The organism is Sagittula sp. S175, assembly GCF_049800975.1.
In the GTDB taxonomy this organism is placed as follows: Bacteria; Pseudomonadota; Alphaproteobacteria; order Rhodobacterales; family Rhodobacteraceae; genus Sagittula.
Window position 1 is genome coordinate 530,782 of the sequence record NZ_JBNAGB010000001.1, and the last position, 21,775, is coordinate 552,556.

The following is a 21,775-nucleotide window of genomic DNA, read 5'->3' on the forward strand; positions in this document are numbered from 1 at the left end:
TCATAACATCTCCCCATACCCCGACGCTGACCCGCCACGCTGGCGACGATCTCGGGACACACGGGAGAGACGACGATGGAAGCCGCAGAATTGGTTGATCGCTATCTGAGCGACGACGAAAAGCGTGAGATTGCGCGCGAGGCGTGGCGCGACATGTGCCGCGAGCACTTCACCAGCGTCAGCGCAACATCTGCCATCGCTGATGTGGCGTACTCGATTGTCAAAGAGATTGTGGCGGAAACCATCGGCGGCGACTGTGACAAGCTGATTACTGAGAAGGCCGTCGCAGTCATCAACGACTTGTCCAGTTTCACCGTTTTTCGTCAGCCTGACCGTTGGGACGCGAAGCCGTCCCCTGCGTGGTCCCTTCTCATGGATACGGTGATGGCGAACCGCGATGCCGTTGCCGAGCGCGTCCGGCACCACATCCACAACCTGAGCAAGCGTGAAGCCCTTGAGGTCATCAAGGGGGCAAAACTGACCATTCAGGCGAACGGCTAACCCCACGGGGCCACGGCCCCACCCCACCACACACGGGAGAGACGACATGAGCGACACTCTTGAAATCGAAGTTGACGACTTCCCCGGCGGGGTAGCGGTCTACGAGTACGACGCAGAATTCCAGCCGGAAGAACGTGACATTGGTGTTGCGGCTGGCTGGGAAATCAGCGGCGAGATCATCAGCACCCGGATCGGCGCTCTGCACCTGACCCGCGACCAGCTTGTGCAGGCGATGACGTGGGACAAGTACGAGGGCGAGAAAGAGGTTTCCAAGCTGGAAGACCGCGCCCGCGACATGGCTGAGGAAGCCGCAAATGACGCAGCCGAGGCCGCGCACGACGACCGCGCAGAATACCTCTACGCACGCCATGACGAAGCACGGTGGGCCGCGCAATGACCTACGCCCAGCTTCACAGCCTCTTGGGCCGCTACGCCCTCCACGTCGCCCAGCACACGGGCGGAGACCACACAGACACCGCAAGCGTGTTCCTCTCAGATGATGACCGCAAGGCCGTCTATGAGGCCGGGAACCGCGCGGAAAAGCTGATGAAGGTAGCCGGAGAATGACTGTATCAATCCACGCAACACTTGGCCGCTACAATCTCGCAAGCGATGAAAAGCAGTGGCAACTTTCTCTTAGAACGCCGTTCGGCAACGTAAGCGAGTTTTTCCCGGAAGGCGAAAAGCCGGAAGCCGACACCGTAGAGGATGCGCTTGATCTGATATCCGCCCGCCTAGAAAGCTACTTTTACACTAGCAGAAGGGAAGAGGGCCGCGCCAAAATCTCCGCCATTCGCGAGAACCTGACCGCCTGCGAGTTGATTTTAATTGACCGCAAGATTGACGCCGCCAGAGAGCAGCTAAAACGCCTAGAAGATCGGCGCGCGCGCTTTGTCGCGGAATCCGCAGAATGAGCGCCCTCCTGTCCATCATCGGCGGGGTTCTGATCCTCGCTGCCCTCTACATCGCCGGGGCTGCGATCTGGAACCGTGAACCCCTCGGGCTTTTCATCGCGTCCCTACCCGCCCTGTTGGGTATCGCCCTCATAATCGGAGCATTGGCATGAGCCTTATCGAACAAATCAAGCGTGATCGGGAAGCCGGGACGCCGGGGCCGTTTCATGTGTCTAACGGAAACGACCCAAAGGCGCTTGTGTTTAGCACGTCAAACGGCGGCACATGCCCTGCGACGAGTCTTGTTTTGGCTACATGTCACGCGCCTGCAACGCGGGATGAAGCTAAGAGAATGTCACGCCCTCTTGATAGCTTAGAGGCTGCTGCGACACTTCGGAGGTTTAGTCCTGTAATTGAATCCAACGCCCGCCGCATCGCCCGCCTGCCTGACCTCGAAGATGCGTACATCGCAGCCGTCGAAGAACTTGCCCGCAAGGACGCCGCGCTACTGGCTGCGGAAGAACTGGCGCGGGCTGTGGAGGCGATCACATCGCGCCACGTTTCACCAGCGACGGGGGGTCGCCTGATCCTTGAGCGGGATGTGGAAGCGGCTGATACCGCCCTTTCCGCCTTCCTCGCAGCTACGGAGGGCAAGGCATGACCCGAGCAGACCTCAACAGCAGAAGCACCGCGCGTGATTGCTGGCGCGCAGACATGCGCGGGCCGAACGTGAACCGGGTGCGCGTACACGATGCCTACCCCGCAGAACCGCCCGCCCTTGGCGTTATCCACCGCCTTGTTGCCTGGGCTGTCGTCGCCACGACAGTCGCCGGGGTTGCCCTGACACTCGCAGCTTTCGCCTGAAAGGATACGACATGAACGCAGTAACGAAGATGGAAGGCCAAGCGCCGCAACTGCCCGCCGATCCCATGGTGAGCATGATTGAGCGGGTGATGATGAACCCCGATCTGCCCATGGAACGTATCACGGCCATGATGGATATGCGCGAGCGCCAGATGAACAAGGAGGCGGAGCAGGCGTTCAACCGCGACTTCGCCGCCGCCATGGCTGAAATGCCTCCCATACCGAAAAGCGGTACCAACAAGCACACGGGGAACAAATACTCCGAGTTGAAAGACCTCGTAAACACGACGCGACCTGTCCTGTCGCGTCACAATCTCGCGCTCAACTGGACCTCCTCCACGAAAGGCAATGAGGTTGAGGTTACGGCTATCGTGCGCCACGGCCTTGGGCATCAGATCACAACCACGCTTATCGGCCCTAAAGACAGCGGCAAGCAGATGAACGCCATCCAAGGAGGCGGGTCTACCTCTACCTACCTCAAGCGGTACACTGGGTTTGACATTCTGGGACTTGCCAGCGGCGACGAGGTTGAAGATGACGGGGCATCATCAGGCATGGCTCACCCAATCAGCGTTGAGCAATTCGACACATTGCGCGAACTGATCGACGGCGCGGGCATCACCGAGGAAATCGTCTGCACCGCCGAAAGGCTGTCCGCGCTGCATGAACTGCCAGCCGCCGACCTCACAGGATGCCAGCGCGTCTATTTCGGCGCGGCTGGTGACAAGGTATGGTGGCGGCTGGATACCATCATGGATGGGGCCGACAGCGTGTCGTTTGCCTATCTCCCCGACGAGGTGGCGGCAATGGTGGGGGACCATGACGCCAGCATTGCCGCCCTTGAGGCCCAGCTTGCCGAGGCGCAGGCCCGCCCCACGGTGCAGGAGGCGGCGCGGGTGAAGCCACTGGACCTGTCAAACCTCCTGCGCCACGCTTTCATTGAGGGGTTTATCGCTTGCGAAGAAAGCACCGATGGTTGCGGTCAGGAATTTTGGCCTGATTATGATCCGACCGAGTGTTCGGCTTATGGGCGCATCTGCGCCGCTCTCAGAGCCATCGGGGAGGGCAAGGCATGATACGGCTTCTGTCTTTCCTTTGGTCTGGCTGCTGGCACAAGTGGCGCGGAACAGCGCAATCCATATGGAGCGATGATTCCGGCTCCAGAGGTCCATGTGTCTACGCTGTCTGTGAGAAATGTGGGGACCGCAAGTGCTTCCGAAACTCTGCGCTTGGAGAGTGGGAGGGCAAGGCATGACCGACGCAAACGCAATCCGCAAGCTGCTGGAACAGGTGGAGGCTGGGACGCCCATCTTGGATACAACACCAATTGGTGAAATTGACGTCTACGCACAAAACCACTTTCACGACGCCTACAACGAAGACTCCATCGACGCCGCCAAGGCGCTGCACGAGGCGCTGTTGCCGGGGTGGGCGTGGTGCATTCATGACGGCGGGGTGGTGCGCCTCGACAAAGACGCTGAGGTCATAGGCATGGCCGATTGCCCAGCCCGCGCTTGGTTGCTGGCGATCCTCCGCGCCCTCTCGGCGCAAGGGGGTGGGGAATGACCTACTGCATCCACCAGCGCGACACTGAGACAGTCGTGGCGATCGCTGGCGCTGAACACGAGCGGCACGGCACCCTGTGCGCGTGGCCTGACAACCACCCTGAGAAGCTGGTGGACGGCCCGAGTTGGCTAGTCGTCGCGGTCGGCGGCGGTCAAATCGTACACCCTGATGTGGACTGCGTGAATTGCCCCGCCCGCGCCACCCGCCCCGGTGGCGACCAATGAGCGCGCCACGTGCCATTGCGCCGGACGTGCAGCTTGTTCGTCCTGGTCGACGTGCAGAGGATGTGCGTCTGCTGGAATACGTAAGTGCCGCAACATTGTGCGACCTGCTCGACCTCAGGAGTGAATCCACGATTTATGATCGAGCGAAGCGCGGGCTACTGCCCAAGCCTTACACGATGAGCGGACTGACCCGGTGGAAATGGTCAGAGGTTGTTGCTATGATGGAAGGCGCCGGCACGCCGGAGGACGAGGACGACCCCATCCTGAAGGCAAGCCGTGGCCGCTGACATCCGCCTCGAGAAGTATGTGCAACGCAAGGCTCGCCGGGGCCGAGAGTATTTCTACTTCCGTGTGGTCAGGAAGGGCGAACCAGAATTTCGCGTGCCCCTGCCCCATCCATTCGACCCGGCCTACCGACCAGCTTATAACGACGCGCACCGGAAATGCTTCGGCACGGTTCCAGGGCAATTTGAAAGTGAGAAGGCCATCACGCGCCTAGTGCGCACGCACCTTGACAGCGAACGATACAAGCGGCTCCCCAAGAACTCCAAGCTGCTGCGCGGCTATGCCTGCGACCTGATCCTCGAACGCTGGGGAGCATTCGACGCAGACCTGATCAGGCCAGTCCACGTTCAAGCCGTCTATGACAGCCTCGCCGAGCGGCCAGCGACGGCGAACCGCCGCCTCGATGACATCAGCGCAGTCTTCGGCTGGGGTCGAACGCGGGGTTTCTGCGTGGAAAACCCATGCAGCCGGATCGAAAGAGTGCAGTCGGAGGACAGCTACGAGCCGTGGCCCGAAGCAGATCTACGTGTCCTGATTGAACGCGGTAAGCCTGAGATCGTGAAGGTCGCGCTTGTGGCTCTCTACACTGGTCAACGCCGCAAGGACGTTCTTGGGATATCGGATAGCCAGATCAGGGACGGCGTGTGGTATGTCCTGCAAGGTAAGACGAAGACGCATGTCGCTGTCCCGTTGCACCCCGTGGTTTTGGCAATCCTCGACATCGAGCGCGCAGCGAAGCGAGAGGCGGGAATCGTTAACCCACGCCGCCCCCTTTTGACGACGAGCCGCGGGACGCCCTGGGCGAGCGGTTTTGGGGCATCTTGGACCAAGGAACTCATCCGCCTGAAGTTGCGGCCGGAACGCCTGGACGACCTCGAGGATGGCGCCTTCCGCCCCACGCTACACGGATTGCGGACGACGAACGCCACCCTGATCGCCACGACCGTCGCCAGAAAGCCAGAACTTTTCGGTGGGATTCAGCGCGTCAAATCCATGCTCGGGCATCTTTCGGAGAGCATGTCGAAGCACTACGCCCGCCGCGCCGAGGCGGAACATATGAACATCGAAACCGTGATGCTGATCCCTGAAATTGGGAACCGCCCGGAGTGGATTGGGAACACGGTTTCCGAGTGACTTGCTAAGTGCTTGGAAAATGGTGGGTGGTGAGGGACTCGAACCCCCGACATCTTCGGTGTAAACGAAGCGCTCTACCAACTGAGCTAACCACCCGGGGTGTGGACGATCTAGCCAATCACCCCCGCGGGTGCAAGCCCCAAGATGCGCCTTGCGCACCGCCTGTCGACAGCGCTGTAAATGCCCTGAAATGCAAGAAGCGCGCCACCTTGCGGGGCACGCTTCAAGTAATCTGGTGGGTGATAAGAGATTTGAACTCCTGACATCTTCGATGTGAACGAAGCGCTCTACCACTGAGCTAATCACCCGGTAGCGGGGCTTTTAGACTCACTCCGCAGCCTGTGCAAGGGGGTCATCCAGAGAAATTTCATCCTCTTCCGGCTGGCGCACCCGGGCGTTGATGATCTGGCCGTTTCCGGCCTTTTTCATCCGCGTGACCTTCAGCTTGCCCAGCGGCACAAGGTTCATTTCACGGCCTTCCGCCAGTGCCTCCCCCAGCACGGCAAGGGCCGCTTCGATCGCCGGTTTCGCGTCGCGCTTCTTGATGCCGGACCGCTCCACCGCAAGGTCGATCAGCTCTTTCTTGCGCAGTTCGGGCTGCGGCAGGACAGCGATCTCCTCGACCGTGACCGGCGCGGCATCTGACGCGGGCAGCGCGGCCTCGGGATCCGCGTGCAGCACGTCTTCGTCTGTATGAATCTCGGGAACCATGTCCGGTTCCACAGCGGCCATGTCGTCAACGAGCCCATCTTCGGCTGCGGTGCTCGGGGTCGACCGCGCGGTGGACGTTTTGCGTGACGTCGTCGTCCGACGAGGCGTCGGCTTGCTCTTTGTGGTCATCTTACCTGTCTCTGCTCGATTTTGCGCGCCACGGTTGTCCGCGGTCACTCTTTCTTCATTCAAAAACCTTAGCGCAAATGGTCACACAAGGCCAGCACTTGCTTGACTCCGCGACGACTCAGCACACAGTTGAGTCCATCACCTAGGGCAAAGGAACGAATCCATGAACAAATTCTTGGCTGCCGCCGCACTTGTCACCATCGCAACCGCCTCCACCGCAGGCAGCTACGCTGCCCCCGCCGATCCGCCGGTGATGGCGCCGGTCATCATCGAAGAACAGGCCGCCTCCAGCAGCTCGCCCTCCGCCGGCCTCGTGCTGGGCCTGACCACTCTGGTCATCTTCAGCGCCGCTCTGGCGAACTGATCCGCCAATAGTGTCGAGGGGCCACGCCGCCACTCCAAAAGCCCATCTGACAAACTGAAAGCCCCGACGCCATCGGCGCCGGGGCTTCTTTGTGTCAGGATCCGGTGGCCGTGCCACCGGCCGCGCTCAATGCGCGACCGAGCTTCCCAGCGTGTCTTCCGAGGATTTCTTGGCCGCAGCGGCTGCCGCCGCCTCTTCGGCCTCCTCGTCCCATTCCACCGGCTCGGGCTTGGACAGCAGGGCCTGCGCCAGCACTTCGGACACGTGCTTGACCGGGATGATCTGCAGGCCTTCCTTCACATTGTCCGGAATGTCGGCCAGATCCTTCTCGTTCTCCTCGGGGATGAACACGGTCTTGATCCCGCCCCGCAGCGCCGCCAGCAACTTCTCCTTGAGACCGCCGATCGGCATCGCGTTGCCACGCAGGGATACCTCGCCGGTCATGGCGATATCCTTGCGCACCGGGATGCCGGTCAGCACCGACACGATCGAGGTCACCATGGCCAGACCCGCCGACGGACCGTCTTTGGGCGTCGCCCCGTCCGGCACGTGGACGTGGATGTCGATCTTGTCGAACTTCGGCGGCTTCACCCCGATCTGCGGCGAGATGGAGCGCACGTAACTCGAAGCCGCATCAATCGACTCCTTCATCACGTCGCCCAGCTTGCCCGTGGTCTTCATCCGCCCCTTGCCCGGCAGCTTCAGAGCCTCGATGTGCAGCAAGTCACCCCCGACCGAGGTCCAGGCCAGACCGGTGACAACACCCACCTGGTTCTCTTCCTCGGCCAACCCATAACGGTGCTTCTTCACGCCCAGGAACTCGTCGAGGTTCGCCGCAGTCACGACGACCTTCTCGGTCTCCTTCTTGACGATCTTCGTCACCGCCTTGCGCGCCAGCTTGGCAATCTCGCGTTCCAGGTTCCGCACCCCGGCCTCGCGGGTGTAATACCGCACGATGTCCGTCAGCGCGTCGTCCTGCACCACGAATTCGCCCTTCCGCAGGCCGTGGTTCTTGATGACCTTGCCCACGAGGTGCCGCTTGGCGATCTCGATCTTCTCATCCTCGGTATACCCCGAGAGCGAGATGATCTCCATCCGGTCCAGCAGCGGCCCCGGCATGTTGTACGAGTTCGAGGTCGTCACGAACATGACGTTCGACAGGTCGTACTCCACCTCCAGGTAGTGGTCGACAAAGGTCGAGTTCTGCTCCGGGTCCAGCACCTCCAGCATGGCCGACGCCGGGTCGCCCCGGAAATCCTGCCCCATCTTGTCGATTTCATCGAGCAGGATCAGCGGGTTTGTCGTCTTCGCCTTCTTCAGCGCCTGGATGATCTTGCCCGGCATCGACCCGATATAGGTACGACGGTGGCCACGGATCTCGGATTCGTCACGCACGCCGCCCAGCGAAATGCGGATGAACTCGCGCCCGGTCGATTTCGCAATCGACTTGCCCAGGGACGTCTTACCCACACCCGGAGGGCCGACGAGGCACAGGATCGGCCCCTTCAGCTTCTGGCTGCGCGCTTGCACGGCGAGGTACTCGACGATGCGCTCCTTGACCTTGTCGAGCGAGTAGTGATCCGCATCGAGGATCTCTTGCGCACGGTTCAGGTCCTTCTTCACGCGGCTCTTTACACCCCACGGGATCGACAGCATCCAGTCGAGGTAGTTGCGCACAACGGTCGCCTCGGCGGACATCGGCGACATGTTCTTGAGCTTCTTCAGCTCCGCGTCGGCCTTTTCCTTGGCTTCCTTGGACAGCTTGGTCGCGCCGATCTTCTCTTCCAGCTCGGCGATTTCGCCTTCGCCCTCCTCGCCGTCGCCCAGCTCCTTCTGAATGGCCTTCATTTGCTCATTCAGGTAATACTCGCGCTGGGTCTTCTCCATCTGCGACTTGACGCGGGTCTTGATCTTCTTCTCGACCTGCAAGACGGACATTTCGCCCTGCATCAGGCCATAGACCTTCTCAAGCCGCTCGCTGATCGACAGCGTCTCCAGCAGCTCCTGCTTCTGGCCCACCTCGACACCAAGATGCCCGGCCACCAGGTCCGCCAGCTGCGCCGGCTCGGTCGCTTCCGAGACAGCCGCCATGGCCTCCTCGGGGATGTTCTTCTTCACCTTGGTGTAGCGCTCGAACTCCTCGGCCACGGTATGCACCAGCGCCTCGATGGCGGCGGGGTCGCCGGGCATCTCGGTCAGGTACTCGGCCTTGGCCTCGAAGAAGCGGCCATTCTCAAGGTATTCCGTGATGCGCACGCGGCTTTGCCCCTCGACCAGCACCTTTACGGTGCCGTCCGGCAGCTTCAGCAGTTGCAACACGTTGGCCAGAACACCCGCGCGATAGATGCCATCCGTGTCCGGGTCATCGATCGAGGGGTCCATCTGGCTCGCAAGCAGGATCTGCTTGTCGTCGTTCATCACTTCCTCGAGCGCGCGCACCGACTTCTCGCGCCCCACGAAGAGCGGCACGATCATGTGCGGGAACACGACGATGTCGCGCAGCGGCAGCACCGGGTAGGAAGGATTGAGTGGCTGTTTCATGCTCGCGTTTCCTGTTCTTGGCAGGATGCCCCGGCCCCGCATCGCAGCAGCGTGGCGCATCCCCGGTCATGAGCGCTATATCTGGGGTCCGCTCCCCGCCATTTCAAGCAGGTCTGGTGCACCCGACGGCGCGTGTTACACCAGCATGACCCCGCGACCCGCGCGGCGCAAGCCGGGTTTTGTGGACAACCCGATGCAGCCGGTCAAAAAACCGCAACAGGCCGTTTCCGCACAACGTGGCGCTGTCATGCCCGCCCCGAACAGTCCGGCCAGGTGTGGACACTCGCGCCGACGCCCTGCCTTCATCTTGATCCAAATACCCTCGGGGTCCGGGGCAGCGCCCCGGTCCGGACCGCGCCTCCTGCCCGCCCCTCGAAACCGGCCCCGGCCCCCAGCGCCCTCACGCCACGGACCAGGTGGCAAAGGCGATGATCGCCACCGCCGCCACCGCCATGGCCGCCAGCAGCCCGTGCGGCAAGGCCGTCCGCCTGCCCTGCGACTTGCTGTGCGCCAGCATCAGCCACGCCCCCAGCGCCGCCGTCACCAGCCCCAGTGCCGTCCCCAGCCACTCCAGCGTGGCCAGCGTCGCCGACATCGGACTGTCCGCCACCGGGAACACCCGCCCGATGTCCGCAAGATACACCGCCACATAAGACAGGCCCGCCAGCACCGCCCAGCCGCCGACATTCTGCCCGCGAAAGGCGCGATACCCCAGCAACAGGCTTCCCAGCCCCAGGACCGTCAGGAACACGTTGAACGCCCCCAGCAGCACCACGCTGTAGCCCGGAAAGCTGCGTGTCTCGACAAAGCCCCCCGGAACCATCAGTGCAAGGTTCACACCGCAAAGGATCAGGAAAAGCGCAACGGCGCGGAAACGTGTCATGTCAAAGGTCTTTCCATCCAGTTTGTCATTTCGGGCAATGGCAGCAGCGGCGCCATCAGCAGCGTAAAGGCCCGGCGTGACACCTCGGCCTCCGCCTCCGGGTCCATCTCCGACGCATTCATCGCGAACCAGCGATCCACGGCGACGATCAGGTCCAGCGCCACCTCCACCAGCAGGCTCAAGGGCAGGTCGTCACGGACGGCGCCCGCCGCCTGCCCACGCGCCAACACCGCTCCGGTCACCTGCCGCAACCGAATGAGCGGCACGGTACAGGCCTCCTGCGCCGCCCGCTCTGCGTGCAGCGTGCGCACCAGCGCCGCCAGAACCGTGTCAGATTGAAAGGCCCCGGTCAGCCGCTCCGCGACCCCGGCCAGCTGTTTCCAGAAGCCCGCGCCCTCCACCGCCTCCAGCCCAAGCGGACCCAGCCGCGCCACCCGCCGCTCGAACACCGCGCGGAACAGCTCGCCCTTGTCGGCAAAGTAGTGGTAGGTCCGCCCCTTGCTCTCGCCCGCCTCGGCGATGATCCGGTTCAGCGAGGCCGCTTCGAACCCCTCCGCCACGAATTCACGCTCCGCCGGGTCCAGCCACCGGCCACGCTCGGCCTCACTCAGCGCGTCAAGCCGAGCTCGGGGGGATTTGGGAAGGACGGACATGGGATGCCTTTGGACCGGTGGTCTATTTCAACCCCCATTTAGACCGCCGGTCTAAAATCGTCAACTCGCCAAATGCGTGTATTTGTCAGGCCATCGAAATCTTTAAACAAGCACCACCCAAAAACTCCCTGCTCACGCGCGTCTCAGGCCTCCAATTCAGCGTCCCAGTACAGGAAATCCATCCAGCTGTCGTGCAGGTGGTTGGGCGGGAACCGCCGCCCCATGTTCAGCAACTCGCCCGCCGTCGGCTGACGCGGCACCTTGCGCAGCGCCAGCCCCGAATGCCTCAGGCTCTTCGACCCCTTGCGCAGGTTGCAGGGCGCACAGGCCGCCACCACGTTCTCCCAGCTGGTGATCCCGCCCTTGGCGCGCGGCACCACGTGGTCAAAGGTCAGCTCGGCCTTGTTTCCGCAGTACTGACAGCGGAATTCATCCCTCAAAAAAAGATTAAAGCGCGTGAAGGCCACGCGCTTTTGAGGTTTCACGAAATCTTTCAGGACAACGACACTGGGGATTCTCAGGGTCATGCTCGGGCTTCGGACGACTTCGTCGTATTCCGCCACGATGTCCACCCTGTCGAGGAACTTGGCCTTCACCGCCTCCTGCCAGGTCCAGAGGCTGAGCGGATAATAGGACAGGGGCCGATAATCCGCGTTCAACACCAGCGCGGGGTGATGTTTCAGCGCGCCCGGCTCGCGCACGAAATTGGTTCTGAAATCGCCATCCATTGCGGGACTCGTCCTTCGCTCCGACTGCTCGTTCTCGAACACCAGAGCGGGACGACCCGCCCCAGCTTCAGATCACTATATCTCGCGTTTGCCCTCTGGCAAGCCTTACAAGATAAAGTGCTCCCGCGCAGGTCTAGCCCCCGCATGTAATGCCTGTGTGACAGGCAGAGACAAAGCCGGACCCAAGACCGCGCCAACGGACCCGCGAACAGCAGAACCTGACCTCTTGGAACGGACCTGCACTTGTTTCCACCAAACGCCGCGCAAAGCGAACGCGTCGCCCGCTCAGCGGGAGAAGCGGTCATTCAGCTTTTAGGCAACCCATGACGAAAGCAACGCGTTCTTCGACTGACACCTTGGGCAGCTCGACAAGCTGGTAGTCTAGGCGGGCATATGTATCAGCCATGACTCGGCTGGTTGCTTCGGCTTCCTCATGCTTCTGCTTGCGTTCGGCGTCCTGCGCGAAAATGGCCTCCCAGTACGGGGCTATGAAGACCATCCTGTTGTAGCGATAGTTTTTCGCGGCAGCCTCAACATGGGCGGGAACCCGAAGGCCACATAGCGTCAGATAGCCGACGACGTCGGGAATTCCTCTGTCCATAAGAACCGGCTTGTCCAACGCCAAAGCTTCATGCCACGATCTCAGCTCCCATCCGAGCATGAGTTCGGCAAACATGGCTTTGTCTGCCCACGGCAAGGCGGTTCCGCCGATCTGAACCTGATCTCGAATGATCGCCCGCCCGGCCTCGGGCATGGACGAAAGCCCCCTGTCATGCAGGGCGTCGATCAAAGTGCTCTTACCGGAACCGGGGCCACCGGTCACGACAATCATATGGTCACACATGTGCCATCCTTGCTTTCGATTAGAAGGGTGAGCGCAAAAATGACCGACCATCAAGGTAGTTCTTCATGCCCGTAGCGATAGGCTAGCGTCATCAGCGAAGGTCGGCAGAGGGCTCAAAGCCGCCGTTTCCCCAATGCCTTTGCCGGCCCTTACCAAATTGCCGCGGCACGCCTCTTAAATGCCTCGCTTGGCCAGCGCCTACTCCGCCGTCTCCGCCTGCACGTAGGCCACCGGACCCAGCGTCGAATTCAGCCCCCAGTCGCGGACCTTCAACATCCCGTCCGCGATATACAGACGCTTGATCGGATAGACCGTCTCGCCCTCCGGCCCCGCCAATACCATGACCGGCCCCTTGTTGGTGTTGCGCGTCCAGACCAGCGGATCGGTCGCGCTGATGTTGTCGATGATCGCGCGGACCTCGTCGGCGTCCGTCACCCGCTCGACCTTGAAATAGCACAGCCCTTCGTAGCTGCCGACGGCGGCAAAGGTCACCGCACCCGCCACCAGCGTCACCGGGGCCGTCACGATCGCCCCGACCGAGGCCGCGAGTCCGCCCGCCCCCGCCGCAGCGCCGGACGCCGCCCCCGAAGCCGCACCCGCCGCGCTCGACACCATGGACACACTCTGGCCGGGGTGCATCAGCATCCAGTTGCCCGCTGCCCGCGCGCCCGCCTTCGCCGCCTGCCCGGTGCCGGCCAGCGCCGCCCCGGCTTTGTCGGCCGCGGCCTCCGCCATGACCGAAGGCTTGTAGGCGCACAGGTCGCGCCCCTCGGCCACGGCCGGTCCCCCGACCATCACCGCCATCGCCACGACAGCCGTCAAAATCCTGCTCATTCCGGGAACTCCTGCTCCGCTTCTTGAACCAGAGCTATCATCCCCCGACACCAAGACAAGCCCGCGTCCCCCGGCCCCGCGTCCTGCGCAATCTTCCGCCCACGGCGCATCGCGCGCCGCCGCTTTGTCGGGCAAACCGCCCCCTGCTTCTTTGGTTTTCCAAATACCCTCGGGGGTGAGCTCCGCAGGAGCGATGGGGGCAGCGCCCCCAACCTTACGATGTCAGCCCTGTGTCAATACATCCGAAACCAAGGATAAACAGCCCGCAAGCCGCACCGCGTATGCATACTATGCGCATGCTTTGCGCATGGATTGTGCATCGCTTGATACGGGGTTTCGGGCCATTCATGAACGTCCGAAATCCCTGTTTACAGGTCCTTAACCCTCAGAAACCGCACTTGTCGCGGATAAAGGCCAGCGCCACCGACAGCCCATCCGGCGCGATGCCGTGGCCGGTGCCCTTCATGATATGGGCAAAGACATCGGTCCAGCCCGCCGCCTGCAGCGCCTCCGCCGCCTCGGGCAGCGATTGCACCGGGACCACGTCGTCCATATCGCCATGCACCAGCAGCACCGGCGGCTTCGTCCGAACCTCGTCCGCCAGCAGCTCCGGCGCCAGCAGCCGCCCGGAAAAACCAACGATTCCCGCCAGTTCATCCTCGCGCCGTGGCCCCACATGCAGCGACATCATCGTGCCTTGCGAAAAGCCAACGAGGCAGACCTGCTCCGGCAGCAGATCGTCGTCCACCATCAGCGCATCGAGAAAGGCGTTCAGGTCGTCGATGGCGCGGCCCATGCCCGCCATGCTTTCCTCCTCCGAGGACCCGTCGATCCAGGGGATCGGGAACCACTGGTAGCCAAAGGGCGCGCCCGCGCAGCTTTCCGGCGCATCCGGCGCGACGAACAGCGTGTCCGGCAGGTGCTCGCCAAGCGGATCGGCCAGGCCCAGCAGGTCCGCGCCATTCGCACCGTAGCCGTGCAGGAACACCACGCAGGACCGCGTTTCCCCGGAAACTGGCTCCTTGCGCCCCGTCGTCAAAACCCGTGTCATTTCAATGTCTCCCCACAGAAACGCAGACCTGCGTACTTTCCCTTGGGCATAAAGGAAAGCAGCCCCTCAGGCCACCCCCTCGCGGTTCTTCTCGACATGGTAATAGGCCCAGAGGATGCGCGCCGCCACCGACCGCCAGGGCGACCAGTCCTCGGCCATTGTACGCAATGCCTTTTCCTTGGGGCGCTCCTTCAGGGCAAACAGCATCCGCGCCCCCTCCTGCAACGCAAGGTCGCCCGGCGCAAACACATCCGCGCGCCCAAGGCTGAACATGGTGTAGATCTCGGCGGTCCAGACGCCTATCCCCTTCACCGCCACCAACTGCCGGATTACCCCGTCGGTCGGCATCTCGCGCAAGGCGTTGAAATCTATACCAGCCTCCGCCAAGGCACAGGCATAGGCCGCCTTCTGCCGCGACAACCCCAGCGCCCGCAGCGCCTCCTCCCCGGCACCGGCCACGGCCCCGGGCGTTACCATCCCCGCGCCGTCCAGCCGCGCCCAGATCGCCCGCGCCGAGGCGACGCTGACCTGCTGGCTGACGATGGCGCTCAGGAGCTGCCCGAACCCGTCAGGCCGCAGCCGCAACGGCAAAGGCCCCACGACCTCCAAAGCCCGGGCAAAGCGCGCCTCCCGCCCCGCCAGCCACGCCGCGCCCTCCGCCACGCAGTCGTCCCCACGAATGATCCGTCCAACCGTCATTCCACTCCTCCTGTCGCGCACAGTGCGCAGCCTGCGCCGCGTAAACAACCCCTCACCTCAAGCCCCTCGCCGCAGGGCGCAACCCGTTTCCTGCGCCTTCCCGAACCCGGTGACACCCGCTCAGAACCCTCACCGGGCCAGATAGGCACCCCGCAATTGTACCCCACACATATTCTGCTCTTGCGATACCCCTTTGCCGCTCCTACCACTTCGCCCATGACAAGCCAGACCGACTCCCGCGCCCGCCGCAACGTGATCGTGCTCGTGCTCGCCCAGGCGATCTTGGGCGCGCAGATGCCGATGATCTTCACCATCGGCGGCCTCGCGGGGCAAAGCCTTGCGTCCAACCCCTGTTTCGCCACCCTGCCGATCTCGCTGATCGTTCTGGGCTCGATGCTGGCGGCCACGCCGGTGTCGAACATGATGCAGAAATACGGCCGCCGCGCGGGCTTCTTCCTCGGCGCAGGCTCCGGTGCCGTGGGCGGTGCCATCGGCGCCTACGGCCTCTACGTAGCCTCCTTCCCGATCTTCCTCCTCGGCTCGCTGGTCACCGGCATCTACATGTCCGCCCAAGGCTTCTACCGCTTCGCCGCCGCCGACAGCGCCTCGGACGCGTTCCGGCCCAAGGCGATCTCCTACGTCATGGCGGGCGGCCTCGCCTCGGCCATCATCGGCCCGCAGCTGGTCAAGGTCACCGCCGACGCCTACGTGATCCCCTTCCTTGGCACCTATGCCGCCGTCATCGCAGTGAACGTGATCGGCTCGGTGCTGTTCCTCTTCCTCGACATCCCGAAACCGCCCGTCCCCGCCGTGGACGCGCCCAAGGGCCGCAGCCGCTTGGAGCTGCTGAAAACCCCGCGCATCGCCGTCGCCGTCATCGTCGCCGCCGTGTCCTATTCGCTGATGAACCTCGTTATGACCTCGACGCCCCTCGCCGTCGTCGGCTGCGGGTTCGAAAAGGGCGACGCCGCCAATGTCGTCACTGCCCACGTCCTCGCCATGTTCGCGCCCAGCTTCTTCACCGGGCACCTCATTGCGCGCTTCGGGGTGGAACGCATCATGGCAACGGGCCTCGTGATCCTTGCAGGCGCTGGCGTCGTGGGCCTCTCGGGCGTTGAGCTGGAACAGTTCTTCATCGCCCTCGTCCTTTTGGGCATCGGCTGGAACTTCGGGTTCATCGGCGCGACCTCGATGCTGGCAGGCGCGCACGAGGCACACGAGCGTGGCCGCATGCAGGGTCTCAACGACCTGATCGTCTTTGGCGCGGTGACCTTTGCCTCGCTGGCCTCGGGTGGGCTGATGAACTGTTCCGGCGGCCTGCCGCAGCAGGGCTGGACTTCGGTCAACCTCGCCATGGCCCCATTCCTCGCTCTCGCCGGTGCTGCGCTGATCTGGCTCTGGCTGCGCCCCAAGGACGAGGCATGATCCGCGCATGATCTGGCCCTTCTTCCGGCGCAAGCCGATCATCGACAACGACCTCTGGGCCTGGATACAGGAGCATTTCGACTGGGTGCAGGCCAACCGCCCCGACTGGTGGTCAAAGGCCGAACTCATCCCCCCCACGCGCCAGCACTTTCGCGCCGCCAAGGGCAGCGACCAGTTCATGGCCGAGGCGGTTCTGGCCGACATCTGCCGCCTTACCGGGCAGCCCAACACCTTCACCCTCGCGCCCCTACCGGAACTGCCGGACGAACTGTCCCACGAATACGGCAAGATGTCCGAGGTCGCAGGCACCTACCTGCACGACGACAAAAGCCCCGTGATCCAGTACAGCCCGCGCGGGTTGCGCCGCCCGCTGGGATTCATCAACACCATGGTGCACGAGGTCATGCACGCCCGCCTCGCCCCCGTGGTCGACGACCTGCCCGGCGGATGGCAGATGCACGAACTCGCCACCGACCTGCATTGCATCATCGCCGGTTTCGGCGCGATCCAGATGGCCGCGGCGGAAGAGGCCGGCTGGTCCGGCTACATGACCCAACCCTCGCGCGCCGTGGCGCTGGCCGAGTTCCTGCACGCCAAGGGTCTCTCCCCCGATGCCGCCGACGCGATACTGCCCGCGCGCTGCCGCGACTGGCTGCGCAAGGCGCAACGGGACCTCTAACCGAAGACCGCCGCCTTTAGCCGCGCGAACCGCAGCATCGCCTCGGACGGCATCAACGCACCGTCGGCAACCCGCTCCGGGTCCTGCACCGCCCGCCGCAACACAAGCAGGGCCAATGCGCCCGGCAAAACCGCCGCCTTCGGCGCCTTGGGATACCCCCTCGCCTGATCGAGCAAGTCCAGCCCGCGCCGCGCCAGCGCCTCGACCGCGCGCGGACGACCATCCGGCAAAGGCAGCTTGCCCCGCGCCACCAGATCCGGCACCGCCAGCAGGTAACTGGCCAGCCCGTAGGCCGTCCCCAGCGCCCGCGCCCGCCGCCCGTCCGCATCGCCCAGAACCCGCGCCGCCACCTGCATCAGGCCCCCGCCCGTCGCCTCCAGATAGACCCACAGGGCATCGGCATCCTCGAACGGCGCCTTCTCGATATCCGCCCGCCGCGCCTCGATCAGCGCATCCAGCAGACGAACGCCCTCAGCATCCAGCACCCCGGCCAAGGGCGTCACCACCTCGTGCCGCCGCACCTCGCCGCCCGCGCCGATCTCTTCCAGCGCATCGCGCCACCATTGCAGGCGCATCTCGGCGATCATCGGCTCGACCGTCACCCAGGGCGCACGCGCCACCTCGACGTTGAAGGCATAGAGCGGGAACAACCGCGCCCGCGCTTCCACCGCCGAGGCCATGGCCGCGCGGAACCGCTCCGGGTCGCCCTTCTCGACGATCTGCGCGCAGGCCCAGAGGTCCGATCCCTCGACGATCATCGCAGCCTCGCCACGACCAGAAGATAGCCGGTCTCGTCCTTGTACCGACGCCAGGTCTCTGCCTCGGAACGCTGCGCGGCAATGACCTCGGCCAGTGCGCCCTCCGCCGGTTCCAGCGCCTGCGCCCGCGCCTCAACACCCGCGAAATAGGCCTCCCATCCGGCGTCCGGCACCCGCCGCGTGCCCAGCACGTCAAACCCCGCCGCCTCCACGGCCGCCCGTATCCCGGCCTCGTCCCGTGCCGGGTAACCTTCGAACAGCGCCGCCGCGCCCTCCGAGCCTTCGCCCCAGACGCAGGGCTCCGAGAACGCCAGCATGCCGCGCGGACGCAAGGCCCCCGCCATGGCGCGCGGCCCCTCCTCCAGCCCGAGGAAATACAACGCCCCGGCGCACCAGATCGCATCGAAAGGCCCCGGCAGCGCCGCCATGTCGCCTTGGATCACCTCGACCCTCGGCTCATTCGCGAACCGCGCGCGTGCCTCCGACACGAAAGACGGCACGGCATCCACCGCCACCACGCGTCCCTCCGGCACGGCCTGCAACAGCGCCGCCATGTCGCCCCCCGGACCGCTGCCCACATCGCAAACCCGCGCATCCGCCGCGACCTCGCCCAAGGCAAAGGCCCAAGCCACATCCTCCGGCGTGCCCGGCCCCTCGCGGTCCAGCCCGCGATGCAATGTCAGGAAGGCGTCCCAGGCCTGCGGGTCGTCCATCACGCGGCCCCCGCGCGCACCAGCTTCCAGCGCACTGCGTCCAGCAGCGCCTCGAAGGACGCATCCACTATGTTTGCCGACACACCCACCGTGGCCCAGCGCCGCCCCGACGAATCCTCGCTGTCGATGATGACCCGCGTCACCGCCTCGGTGCCGCCCTGCGTGATGCGCACCTTGAAGTCCACCAGCCGCATGTCCTCGATCAGGTGCTGGTAGGACCCGAGGTCCTTCGCCAGCGCCTTGGACAGGGCGTTCACCGGCCCCCGATCATTGCCCTCCTCATCCATGGATTCGGAGACCGACAGCTTCTTCTCGCCATCGACCTTGACCACCACGACCGCCTCGGACAGGCTGACCATCCGGTCGTACTTGTTCTTGCGCCGCTCCACCGTCACCCGGTAGCGCTTCACCTCGAAGAACTCCGGCAGGCAGCCCAGCTCGTCCCGTGCCAGCAACTCGAACGACGCCTGCGCCGTGTCGTAGGAATACCCCTCCGCCTCGCGCGCCTTCACCCGTTCAAGGATGCGCGCCAGCGCCGGATCACCGGGCTGCACCTCCAGCCCCGCCTCCGCCAGACGCCGCCGCAGGTTCGACTGCCCCGCCTGGTTCGACATGGGGATCACGCGACGGTTGCCCACCAGCGCCGGATCGACATGCTCATAAGTCGTGGGGTCCTTCAGGATCGCGCTCGCGTGCAAGCCCGCCTTGTGGGCAAAGGCCGAGGCCCCCACGTAAGCCACCTGCTTCATCGGCACCCGGTTCAACACATCGTCCAGCATCCGGCTGACCCGCGTCAGCCCCTCCAGAGCCTCCTGCGTCACCCCGGTCTCGAACCGGCTCGCATAAGGCTCCTTCAACAACAGCGTCGGGATGATCGCCGTCAGGTTGGCATTGCCGCAGCGCTCACCCAGACCGTTCAAGGTCCCCTGGATCTGCCGTGCCCCCGCATCGACCGCCGCCAAGGACCCCGCCACCGCCATCTCGGTATCGTTGTGCGTATGGATGCCGACGCGATCCCCCGGGACACCGGACGCGATCACCTCCGCCACGATCCGCCCGATCTCTTGCGGCAGGGTGCCCCCGTTGGTGTCACACAACACCACCCAGCGCGCCCCCGCCTCCAGCGCCGCCCTTAAACAAGTCAGCGCATACTCCGGGTTCGCCTTGTATCCGTCAAAGAAATGCTCGGCATCGAACAGCGCCTCGCGCCCCGACGCCACGACATGCGCGACCGAGGCCCCGATGTTCCCGACATTCTCCTCCAGCGTGATCCCCAGCGCCGTGGTCACATGGAAGTCATGCGATTTCCCCACGAGGCAGACCGCCGCCGTGCCCGCGTTCATCACCGCCGCCAGCACATCGTCGTTCTCGGCGGAATACCCCGCCCGCTTGGTCATGCCAAAGGCCGTCATCACGGCCCGCGTCCGCCCCACCTCGGCAAAGAACGCCGAGTCCGTCGGGTTCGCCCCGGGCCAGCCGCCCTCGATGTGATCCACGCCAAGCGCATCCAGCGCCGCCGCGATCTTCAGCTTCTCGGCGGTGGAAAACTGCACCCCCTGCGTCTGCTGCCCGTCCCGCAACGTGGTGTCATACAACCAAAGCCTCTCACGCCCCATCGCGGCATCCCCCCTCACGACGGCGCGCTGCGCCCCCCGCTTCTTCTTGGTTCAAATACTCACCTTTGGCGCGCCCCCGGCGCGACCGGGGGTCCGGGGGCAGCGCCCCCGGCCTCTCAGCCGGACACTCCGCCATCAGACCTTCTCCAACGCAGCCGCGTCGAATCCCGGCCCCGGAACCAGCTCGACCCCGGCCTTCGACATGCGCACCTCGACCCCGGCGGCGATCAGCGCCTGCTTCAACGCATCCACGCCCGAGAAATCCTTGCTCTCCATCGCCGCCGCCCGCGCCGCGACCATGCGCTCGACGTAAGCCGACAGGTCCACCTGCGGCCCCGCCACCCAGTCCGGCACGCCACCGTCGAGGAACCCCAGCAACTCCATCCCGAACCGCAGGCCCGCCACATCCCCGGCCCCCGCCATGCGGTGCAACTCGGCAATCGCTCCGGACGAGTTCAGATCATCTGCCAGCGCCGCAACCAGCCCATCGGCCTCGCCAGCGGCAACCCCGTCGACCATCCCGTACCACTTGCGCAAGGTCGCTCCCGCCTCGCGCGCCTTCTCGGCGGTCCAGTCCATCGGCTTGCGGTAATGCGTCGACAGCATGACGAAACGGATCACCTCGCCCGGTACCCCCGGCATCCCGTCATGCCCGTCCAGCAAATCCCGCACGGTAAAGAAGTTGCCAAGCGACTTGGACATCTTCTTCCCCTCCACCTGCAACATCTCGTTGTGCAGCCAGAAGCGCGCCATCTGCTCAGTGCCGTTTGCACAGCACGACTGCGCGATCTCGTTCTCGTGGTGCGGGAACAACAGGTCATTGCCGCCGCCGTGAATGTCGAACACATCTCCCAAGAGCGCCTTGGACATGGCCGAGCATTCGATATGCCAGCCGGGACGCCCCCGCCCCCATGGCGAGTCCCACCCCGGCACGCCCGCCTCCGACGGCTTCCACAGCACGAAATCCATCGGGTCCTCCTTGAAGGGCGCCACCTCGACCCGCGCCCCCGCGATCATGTCATCGACCGACCGCCCCGACAGCCGCCCGTAAGCCGCGTACTCGCGGACTCGGAACAGCACGTGGCCCTCCTTGGCATAGGCAAAGCCTTTGGCGATCAGCTCCTCGATCATGGCGATCATCTCGGCGATAAAAGCCGTGGCGCGCGGCATCTCGTCGGGTTCCAGCACGCCCACCGCGCCCATGTCGTCAAGGTACCACTGCGTCGTCTCGGCGGTGATCTCGGCAATGGACCGCCCGGACTCCGACGCCCGCGCGTTGATCTTGTCATCCACGTCGGTGAAGTTGCGCACGTAGGTCACATGCTCCGCCCCGTAGACATGCCGCAACAGCCGCGCCAGAAGGTCAAAGACGATGGCCGGCCGCGCGTTGCCGATATGCGCCCGGTCATAGACCGTCGGCCCACAGACATACATCCGCACGTTTTGCGGGTCGATCGGCTCGAAAACCTCTTTCTTGCGGGTCTTCGAATTCGTCAGGCGTATGTCCATCGGTCGGTCCTCAAGCGTTTGCTCGCGGCGGACTTAGCAACTTCAACTCTGAGAGGGAATAGAAGACCGGTCCGCCGAAAGGGTCAGCGGATAATGCAGCAAATGATGATTGCGTTACGGGTCATGTCATCGCCCCTAGCATGTTTCGCGCCGCCCGCCTAGCCTCTCCAT

General features: G+C 64.1%; 28 protein-coding genes and 2 tRNA genes. 15 read left to right on the top strand and 15 right to left on the bottom strand.

Going from position 1 to position 21,775, the window contains the following annotated elements:
* Positions 1-75 precede the first annotated feature (75 nt).
* The 12 genes from ACP16H_RS02620 (at position 76) to ACP16H_RS02675 (ending at position 5,467) form a co-directional block, all read left to right on the top strand.
* Complete coding sequence (locus tag ACP16H_RS02620; RefSeq protein WP_425070678.1) at positions 76-501, top strand: hypothetical protein; 426 nt, start codon at positions 76-78, stop codon at positions 499-501.
* A gap of 46 nt (positions 502-547) precedes the next feature.
* Positions 548-898, top strand: coding sequence for a hypothetical protein (locus ACP16H_RS02625; RefSeq protein ID WP_425070679.1), 351 nt, complete (start codon positions 548-550; stop codon positions 896-898).
* Positions 895-1,068, top strand: a complete 174-nt coding sequence (locus ACP16H_RS02630) for a hypothetical protein (RefSeq protein ID WP_425070680.1) — start codon at positions 895-897, stop codon at positions 1,066-1,068. Before ACP16H_RS02625 ends, ACP16H_RS02630 begins: the two co-directional genes overlap by 4 nt.
* Positions 1,065-1,415, top strand: a complete 351-nt coding sequence (locus tag ACP16H_RS02635; protein WP_425070681.1) for a hypothetical protein — start codon at positions 1,065-1,067, stop codon at positions 1,413-1,415. The genes ACP16H_RS02630 and ACP16H_RS02635 overlap by 4 nt, the downstream gene beginning before the upstream one ends.
* The gene (locus tag ACP16H_RS02640) at positions 1,412-1,567 is read left to right on the top strand and encodes a hypothetical protein (protein WP_425070682.1); all 156 of its coding nucleotides are present in this window, start codon (positions 1,412-1,414) and stop codon (positions 1,565-1,567) included. Before ACP16H_RS02635 ends, ACP16H_RS02640 begins: the two co-directional genes overlap by 4 nt.
* A complete protein-coding gene (locus ACP16H_RS02645; RefSeq protein WP_425070683.1) occupies positions 1,564-2,055 on the top strand; it encodes a hypothetical protein in 492 nt (163 codons plus the stop codon). The genes ACP16H_RS02640 and ACP16H_RS02645 overlap by 4 nt, the downstream gene beginning before the upstream one ends.
* A complete protein-coding gene (locus ACP16H_RS02650) occupies positions 2,052-2,258 on the top strand; it encodes a hypothetical protein (RefSeq protein ID WP_425070684.1) in 207 nt (68 codons plus the stop codon). Before ACP16H_RS02645 ends, ACP16H_RS02650 begins: the two co-directional genes overlap by 4 nt.
* 11 nt (positions 2,259-2,269) lie before the next feature.
* Positions 2,270-3,334, top strand: coding sequence for an ERF family protein (locus ACP16H_RS02655; RefSeq protein ID WP_425070685.1), 1,065 nt, complete (start codon positions 2,270-2,272; stop codon positions 3,332-3,334).
* A 175-nt stretch (positions 3,335-3,509) separates the two neighbouring features.
* Positions 3,510-3,824 (top strand): hypothetical protein, encoded by a 315-nt coding sequence (locus ACP16H_RS02660; RefSeq protein WP_425070686.1) that lies wholly within the window; start codon positions 3,510-3,512, stop codon positions 3,822-3,824.
* Positions 3,821-4,048, top strand: coding sequence for a hypothetical protein (locus ACP16H_RS02665; protein WP_425070687.1), 228 nt, complete (start codon positions 3,821-3,823; stop codon positions 4,046-4,048). The genes ACP16H_RS02660 and ACP16H_RS02665 overlap by 4 nt, the downstream gene beginning before the upstream one ends.
* On the top strand, positions 4,045-4,335 hold the full coding sequence (locus tag ACP16H_RS02670; protein WP_425070688.1) for a helix-turn-helix transcriptional regulator: 291 nt from the start codon (positions 4,045-4,047) through the stop codon (positions 4,333-4,335). The genes ACP16H_RS02665 and ACP16H_RS02670 overlap by 4 nt, the downstream gene beginning before the upstream one ends.
* Positions 4,325-5,467, top strand: a complete 1,143-nt coding sequence (locus tag ACP16H_RS02675; RefSeq protein ID WP_425070689.1) for a tyrosine-type recombinase/integrase — start codon at positions 4,325-4,327, stop codon at positions 5,465-5,467. Before ACP16H_RS02670 ends, ACP16H_RS02675 begins: the two co-directional genes overlap by 11 nt.
* A gap of 20 nt (positions 5,468-5,487) precedes the next feature.
* Here ACP16H_RS02675 and ACP16H_RS02680 read toward each other — a convergent pair.
* The 3 genes from ACP16H_RS02680 to ACP16H_RS02690 form a co-directional block, all read right to left on the bottom strand.
* A tRNA-Val gene (locus tag ACP16H_RS02680) sits at positions 5,488-5,563 on the bottom strand.
* Positions 5,564-5,700: 137 nt separating this feature from the next.
* Positions 5,701-5,775: transfer RNA gene (locus tag ACP16H_RS02685), tRNA-Val, on the bottom strand.
* A 19-nt stretch (positions 5,776-5,794) separates the two neighbouring features.
* Positions 5,795-6,355, bottom strand: a complete 561-nt coding sequence (locus ACP16H_RS02690; RefSeq protein ID WP_425070690.1) for an HU family DNA-binding protein — start codon at positions 6,353-6,355, stop codon at positions 5,795-5,797.
* A gap of 115 nt (positions 6,356-6,470) precedes the next feature.
* On the opposite strand from ACP16H_RS02690, the gene ACP16H_RS02695 reads away from it, so the two are divergent.
* On the top strand, positions 6,471-6,671 hold the full coding sequence (locus ACP16H_RS02695; RefSeq protein ID WP_425070691.1) for a hypothetical protein: 201 nt from the start codon (positions 6,471-6,473) through the stop codon (positions 6,669-6,671).
* Between the two features lie 126 nt (positions 6,672-6,797).
* Here the strand turns inward: ACP16H_RS02695 and lon are convergent, their stop codons facing one another.
* The 8 genes from lon to ACP16H_RS02735 all read right to left on the bottom strand — a co-directional run bounded on the left by lon (position 6,798) and on the right by ACP16H_RS02735 (position 14,904).
* Positions 6,798-9,212, bottom strand: a complete 2,415-nt coding sequence (gene lon / locus ACP16H_RS02700) for an endopeptidase La (RefSeq protein ID WP_425070692.1) — start codon at positions 9,210-9,212, stop codon at positions 6,798-6,800.
* 400 nt (positions 9,213-9,612) lie between these two features.
* Entirely contained in the window at positions 9,613-10,095 is a 483-nt protein-coding gene (locus ACP16H_RS02705) for a hypothetical protein (RefSeq protein ID WP_425070693.1), read from the bottom strand.
* On the bottom strand, positions 10,092-10,748 hold the full coding sequence (locus ACP16H_RS02710; RefSeq protein ID WP_425070694.1) for a TetR/AcrR family transcriptional regulator: 657 nt from the start codon (positions 10,746-10,748) through the stop codon (positions 10,092-10,094). The genes ACP16H_RS02705 and ACP16H_RS02710 overlap by 4 nt, the downstream gene beginning before the upstream one ends.
* Before the next feature lie 143 nt (positions 10,749-10,891).
* Positions 10,892-11,476 carry an HNH endonuclease gene (locus ACP16H_RS02715; protein ID WP_425070695.1) on the bottom strand — a complete coding sequence of 195 codons (585 nt, stop codon included), beginning with the start codon at positions 11,474-11,476 and terminating at the stop codon, positions 10,892-10,894.
* Between the two features lie 301 nt (positions 11,477-11,777).
* The gene (locus ACP16H_RS02720; protein WP_425070696.1) at positions 11,778-12,320 is read right to left on the bottom strand and encodes an AAA family ATPase; all 543 of its coding nucleotides are present in this window, start codon (positions 12,318-12,320) and stop codon (positions 11,778-11,780) included.
* Between the two features lie 198 nt (positions 12,321-12,518).
* Positions 12,519-13,154 carry a hypothetical protein gene (locus tag ACP16H_RS02725; RefSeq protein ID WP_425070697.1) on the bottom strand — a complete coding sequence of 212 codons (636 nt, stop codon included), beginning with the start codon at positions 13,152-13,154 and terminating at the stop codon, positions 12,519-12,521.
* Between the two features lie 385 nt (positions 13,155-13,539).
* The gene (locus ACP16H_RS02730) at positions 13,540-14,205 is read right to left on the bottom strand and encodes an alpha/beta hydrolase (RefSeq protein ID WP_425070698.1); all 666 of its coding nucleotides are present in this window, start codon (positions 14,203-14,205) and stop codon (positions 13,540-13,542) included.
* 66 nt (positions 14,206-14,271) lie between these two features.
* Complete coding sequence (locus ACP16H_RS02735; protein WP_425070699.1) at positions 14,272-14,904, bottom strand: DNA-3-methyladenine glycosylase family protein; 633 nt, start codon at positions 14,902-14,904, stop codon at positions 14,272-14,274.
* Between the two features lie 216 nt (positions 14,905-15,120).
* Between ACP16H_RS02735 and ACP16H_RS02740 the strand changes: the two genes are divergently transcribed.
* Positions 15,121-16,329 (top strand): MFS transporter, encoded by a 1,209-nt coding sequence (locus ACP16H_RS02740; protein WP_425070700.1) that lies wholly within the window; start codon positions 15,121-15,123, stop codon positions 16,327-16,329.
* 7 nt (positions 16,330-16,336) lie between these two features.
* Entirely contained in the window at positions 16,337-17,008 is a 672-nt protein-coding gene (locus tag ACP16H_RS02745; RefSeq protein WP_425070701.1) for a hypothetical protein, read from the top strand.
* Here the strand turns inward: ACP16H_RS02745 and ACP16H_RS02750 are convergent.
* From ACP16H_RS02750 to cysS, 4 genes are all read right to left on the bottom strand, one after another.
* Positions 17,005-17,766: a squalene/phytoene synthase family protein gene (locus tag ACP16H_RS02750; protein WP_425070702.1), complete on the bottom strand. Its 762-nt coding sequence runs from the start codon at positions 17,764-17,766 to the stop codon at positions 17,005-17,007. The genes ACP16H_RS02745 and ACP16H_RS02750 overlap by 4 nt on opposite strands.
* Positions 17,763-18,479 (bottom strand): class I SAM-dependent methyltransferase, encoded by a 717-nt coding sequence (locus ACP16H_RS02755; RefSeq protein ID WP_425070703.1) that lies wholly within the window; start codon positions 18,477-18,479, stop codon positions 17,763-17,765. Before ACP16H_RS02755 ends, ACP16H_RS02750 begins: the two co-directional genes overlap by 4 nt.
* The gene (gene cimA / locus ACP16H_RS02760; protein ID WP_425070704.1) at positions 18,479-20,095 is read right to left on the bottom strand and encodes a citramalate synthase; all 1,617 of its coding nucleotides are present in this window, start codon (positions 20,093-20,095) and stop codon (positions 18,479-18,481) included. The genes ACP16H_RS02755 and cimA overlap by 1 nt, the downstream gene beginning before the upstream one ends.
* A gap of 135 nt (positions 20,096-20,230) precedes the next feature.
* A complete protein-coding gene (cysS, locus tag ACP16H_RS02765) occupies positions 20,231-21,604 on the bottom strand; it encodes a cysteine--tRNA ligase (protein ID WP_425070705.1) in 1,374 nt (457 codons plus the stop codon).
* Positions 21,605-21,775 lie beyond the last annotated feature (171 nt).

Bases quoted from the DNA above. Each gene is read 5' to 3' on its own strand.
- ACP16H_RS02695 (WP_425070691.1), top strand. From the start codon at position 6,471: ATGAACAAATTCTTGGCTGCCGCCGCACTTGTCACCATCGCAACCGCC.
- ACP16H_RS02755 (WP_425070703.1), bottom strand. From the start codon at position 18,479: ATGGACGACCCGCAGGCCTGGGACGCCTTCCTGACATTGCATCGCGGG.
- ACP16H_RS02635 (WP_425070681.1), top strand. From the start codon at position 1,065: ATGACTGTATCAATCCACGCAACACTTGGCCGCTACAATCTCGCAAGC.
- ACP16H_RS02670 (WP_425070688.1), top strand. From the start codon at position 4,045: ATGAGCGCGCCACGTGCCATTGCGCCGGACGTGCAGCTTGTTCGTCCT.
- ACP16H_RS02745 (WP_425070701.1), top strand. From the start codon at position 16,337: ATGATCTGGCCCTTCTTCCGGCGCAAGCCGATCATCGACAACGACCTC.
- ACP16H_RS02645 (WP_425070683.1), top strand. From the start codon at position 1,564: ATGAGCCTTATCGAACAAATCAAGCGTGATCGGGAAGCCGGGACGCCG.
- ACP16H_RS02725 (WP_425070697.1), bottom strand. From the start codon at position 13,154: ATGAGCAGGATTTTGACGGCTGTCGTGGCGATGGCGGTGATGGTCGGG.
- ACP16H_RS02730 (WP_425070698.1), bottom strand. From the start codon at position 14,205: ATGACACGGGTTTTGACGACGGGGCGCAAGGAGCCAGTTTCCGGGGAA.
- lon (WP_425070692.1), bottom strand. From the start codon at position 9,212: ATGAAACAGCCACTCAATCCTTCCTACCCGGTGCTGCCGCTGCGCGAC.
- ACP16H_RS02665 (WP_425070687.1), top strand. From the start codon at position 3,821: ATGACCTACTGCATCCACCAGCGCGACACTGAGACAGTCGTGGCGATC.
- ACP16H_RS02750 (WP_425070702.1), bottom strand. From the start codon at position 17,766: ATGATCGTCGAGGGATCGGACCTCTGGGCCTGCGCGCAGATCGTCGAG.
- ACP16H_RS02650 (WP_425070684.1), top strand. From the start codon at position 2,052: ATGACCCGAGCAGACCTCAACAGCAGAAGCACCGCGCGTGATTGCTGG.
- ACP16H_RS02660 (WP_425070686.1), top strand. From the start codon at position 3,510: ATGACCGACGCAAACGCAATCCGCAAGCTGCTGGAACAGGTGGAGGCT.
- cimA (WP_425070704.1), bottom strand. From the start codon at position 20,095: ATGGGGCGTGAGAGGCTTTGGTTGTATGACACCACGTTGCGGGACGGG.
- ACP16H_RS02705 (WP_425070693.1), bottom strand. From the start codon at position 10,095: ATGACACGTTTCCGCGCCGTTGCGCTTTTCCTGATCCTTTGCGGTGTG.
- ACP16H_RS02715 (WP_425070695.1), bottom strand. From the start codon at position 11,476: ATGGATGGCGATTTCAGAACCAATTTCGTGCGCGAGCCGGGCGCGCTG.
- ACP16H_RS02740 (WP_425070700.1), top strand. From the start codon at position 15,121: ATGACAAGCCAGACCGACTCCCGCGCCCGCCGCAACGTGATCGTGCTC.
- ACP16H_RS02625 (WP_425070679.1), top strand. From the start codon at position 548: ATGAGCGACACTCTTGAAATCGAAGTTGACGACTTCCCCGGCGGGGTA.
- ACP16H_RS02655 (WP_425070685.1), top strand. From the start codon at position 2,270: ATGAACGCAGTAACGAAGATGGAAGGCCAAGCGCCGCAACTGCCCGCC.
- ACP16H_RS02640 (WP_425070682.1), top strand. From the start codon at position 1,412: ATGAGCGCCCTCCTGTCCATCATCGGCGGGGTTCTGATCCTCGCTGCC.
- ACP16H_RS02735 (WP_425070699.1), bottom strand. From the start codon at position 14,904: ATGACGGTTGGACGGATCATTCGTGGGGACGACTGCGTGGCGGAGGGC.
- ACP16H_RS02710 (WP_425070694.1), bottom strand. From the start codon at position 10,748: ATGTCCGTCCTTCCCAAATCCCCCCGAGCTCGGCTTGACGCGCTGAGT.
- cysS (WP_425070705.1), bottom strand. From the start codon at position 21,604: ATGGACATACGCCTGACGAATTCGAAGACCCGCAAGAAAGAGGTTTTC.
- ACP16H_RS02630 (WP_425070680.1), top strand. From the start codon at position 895: ATGACCTACGCCCAGCTTCACAGCCTCTTGGGCCGCTACGCCCTCCAC.
- ACP16H_RS02720 (WP_425070696.1), bottom strand. From the start codon at position 12,320: ATGTGTGACCATATGATTGTCGTGACCGGTGGCCCCGGTTCCGGTAAG.
- ACP16H_RS02620 (WP_425070678.1), top strand. From the start codon at position 76: ATGGAAGCCGCAGAATTGGTTGATCGCTATCTGAGCGACGACGAAAAG.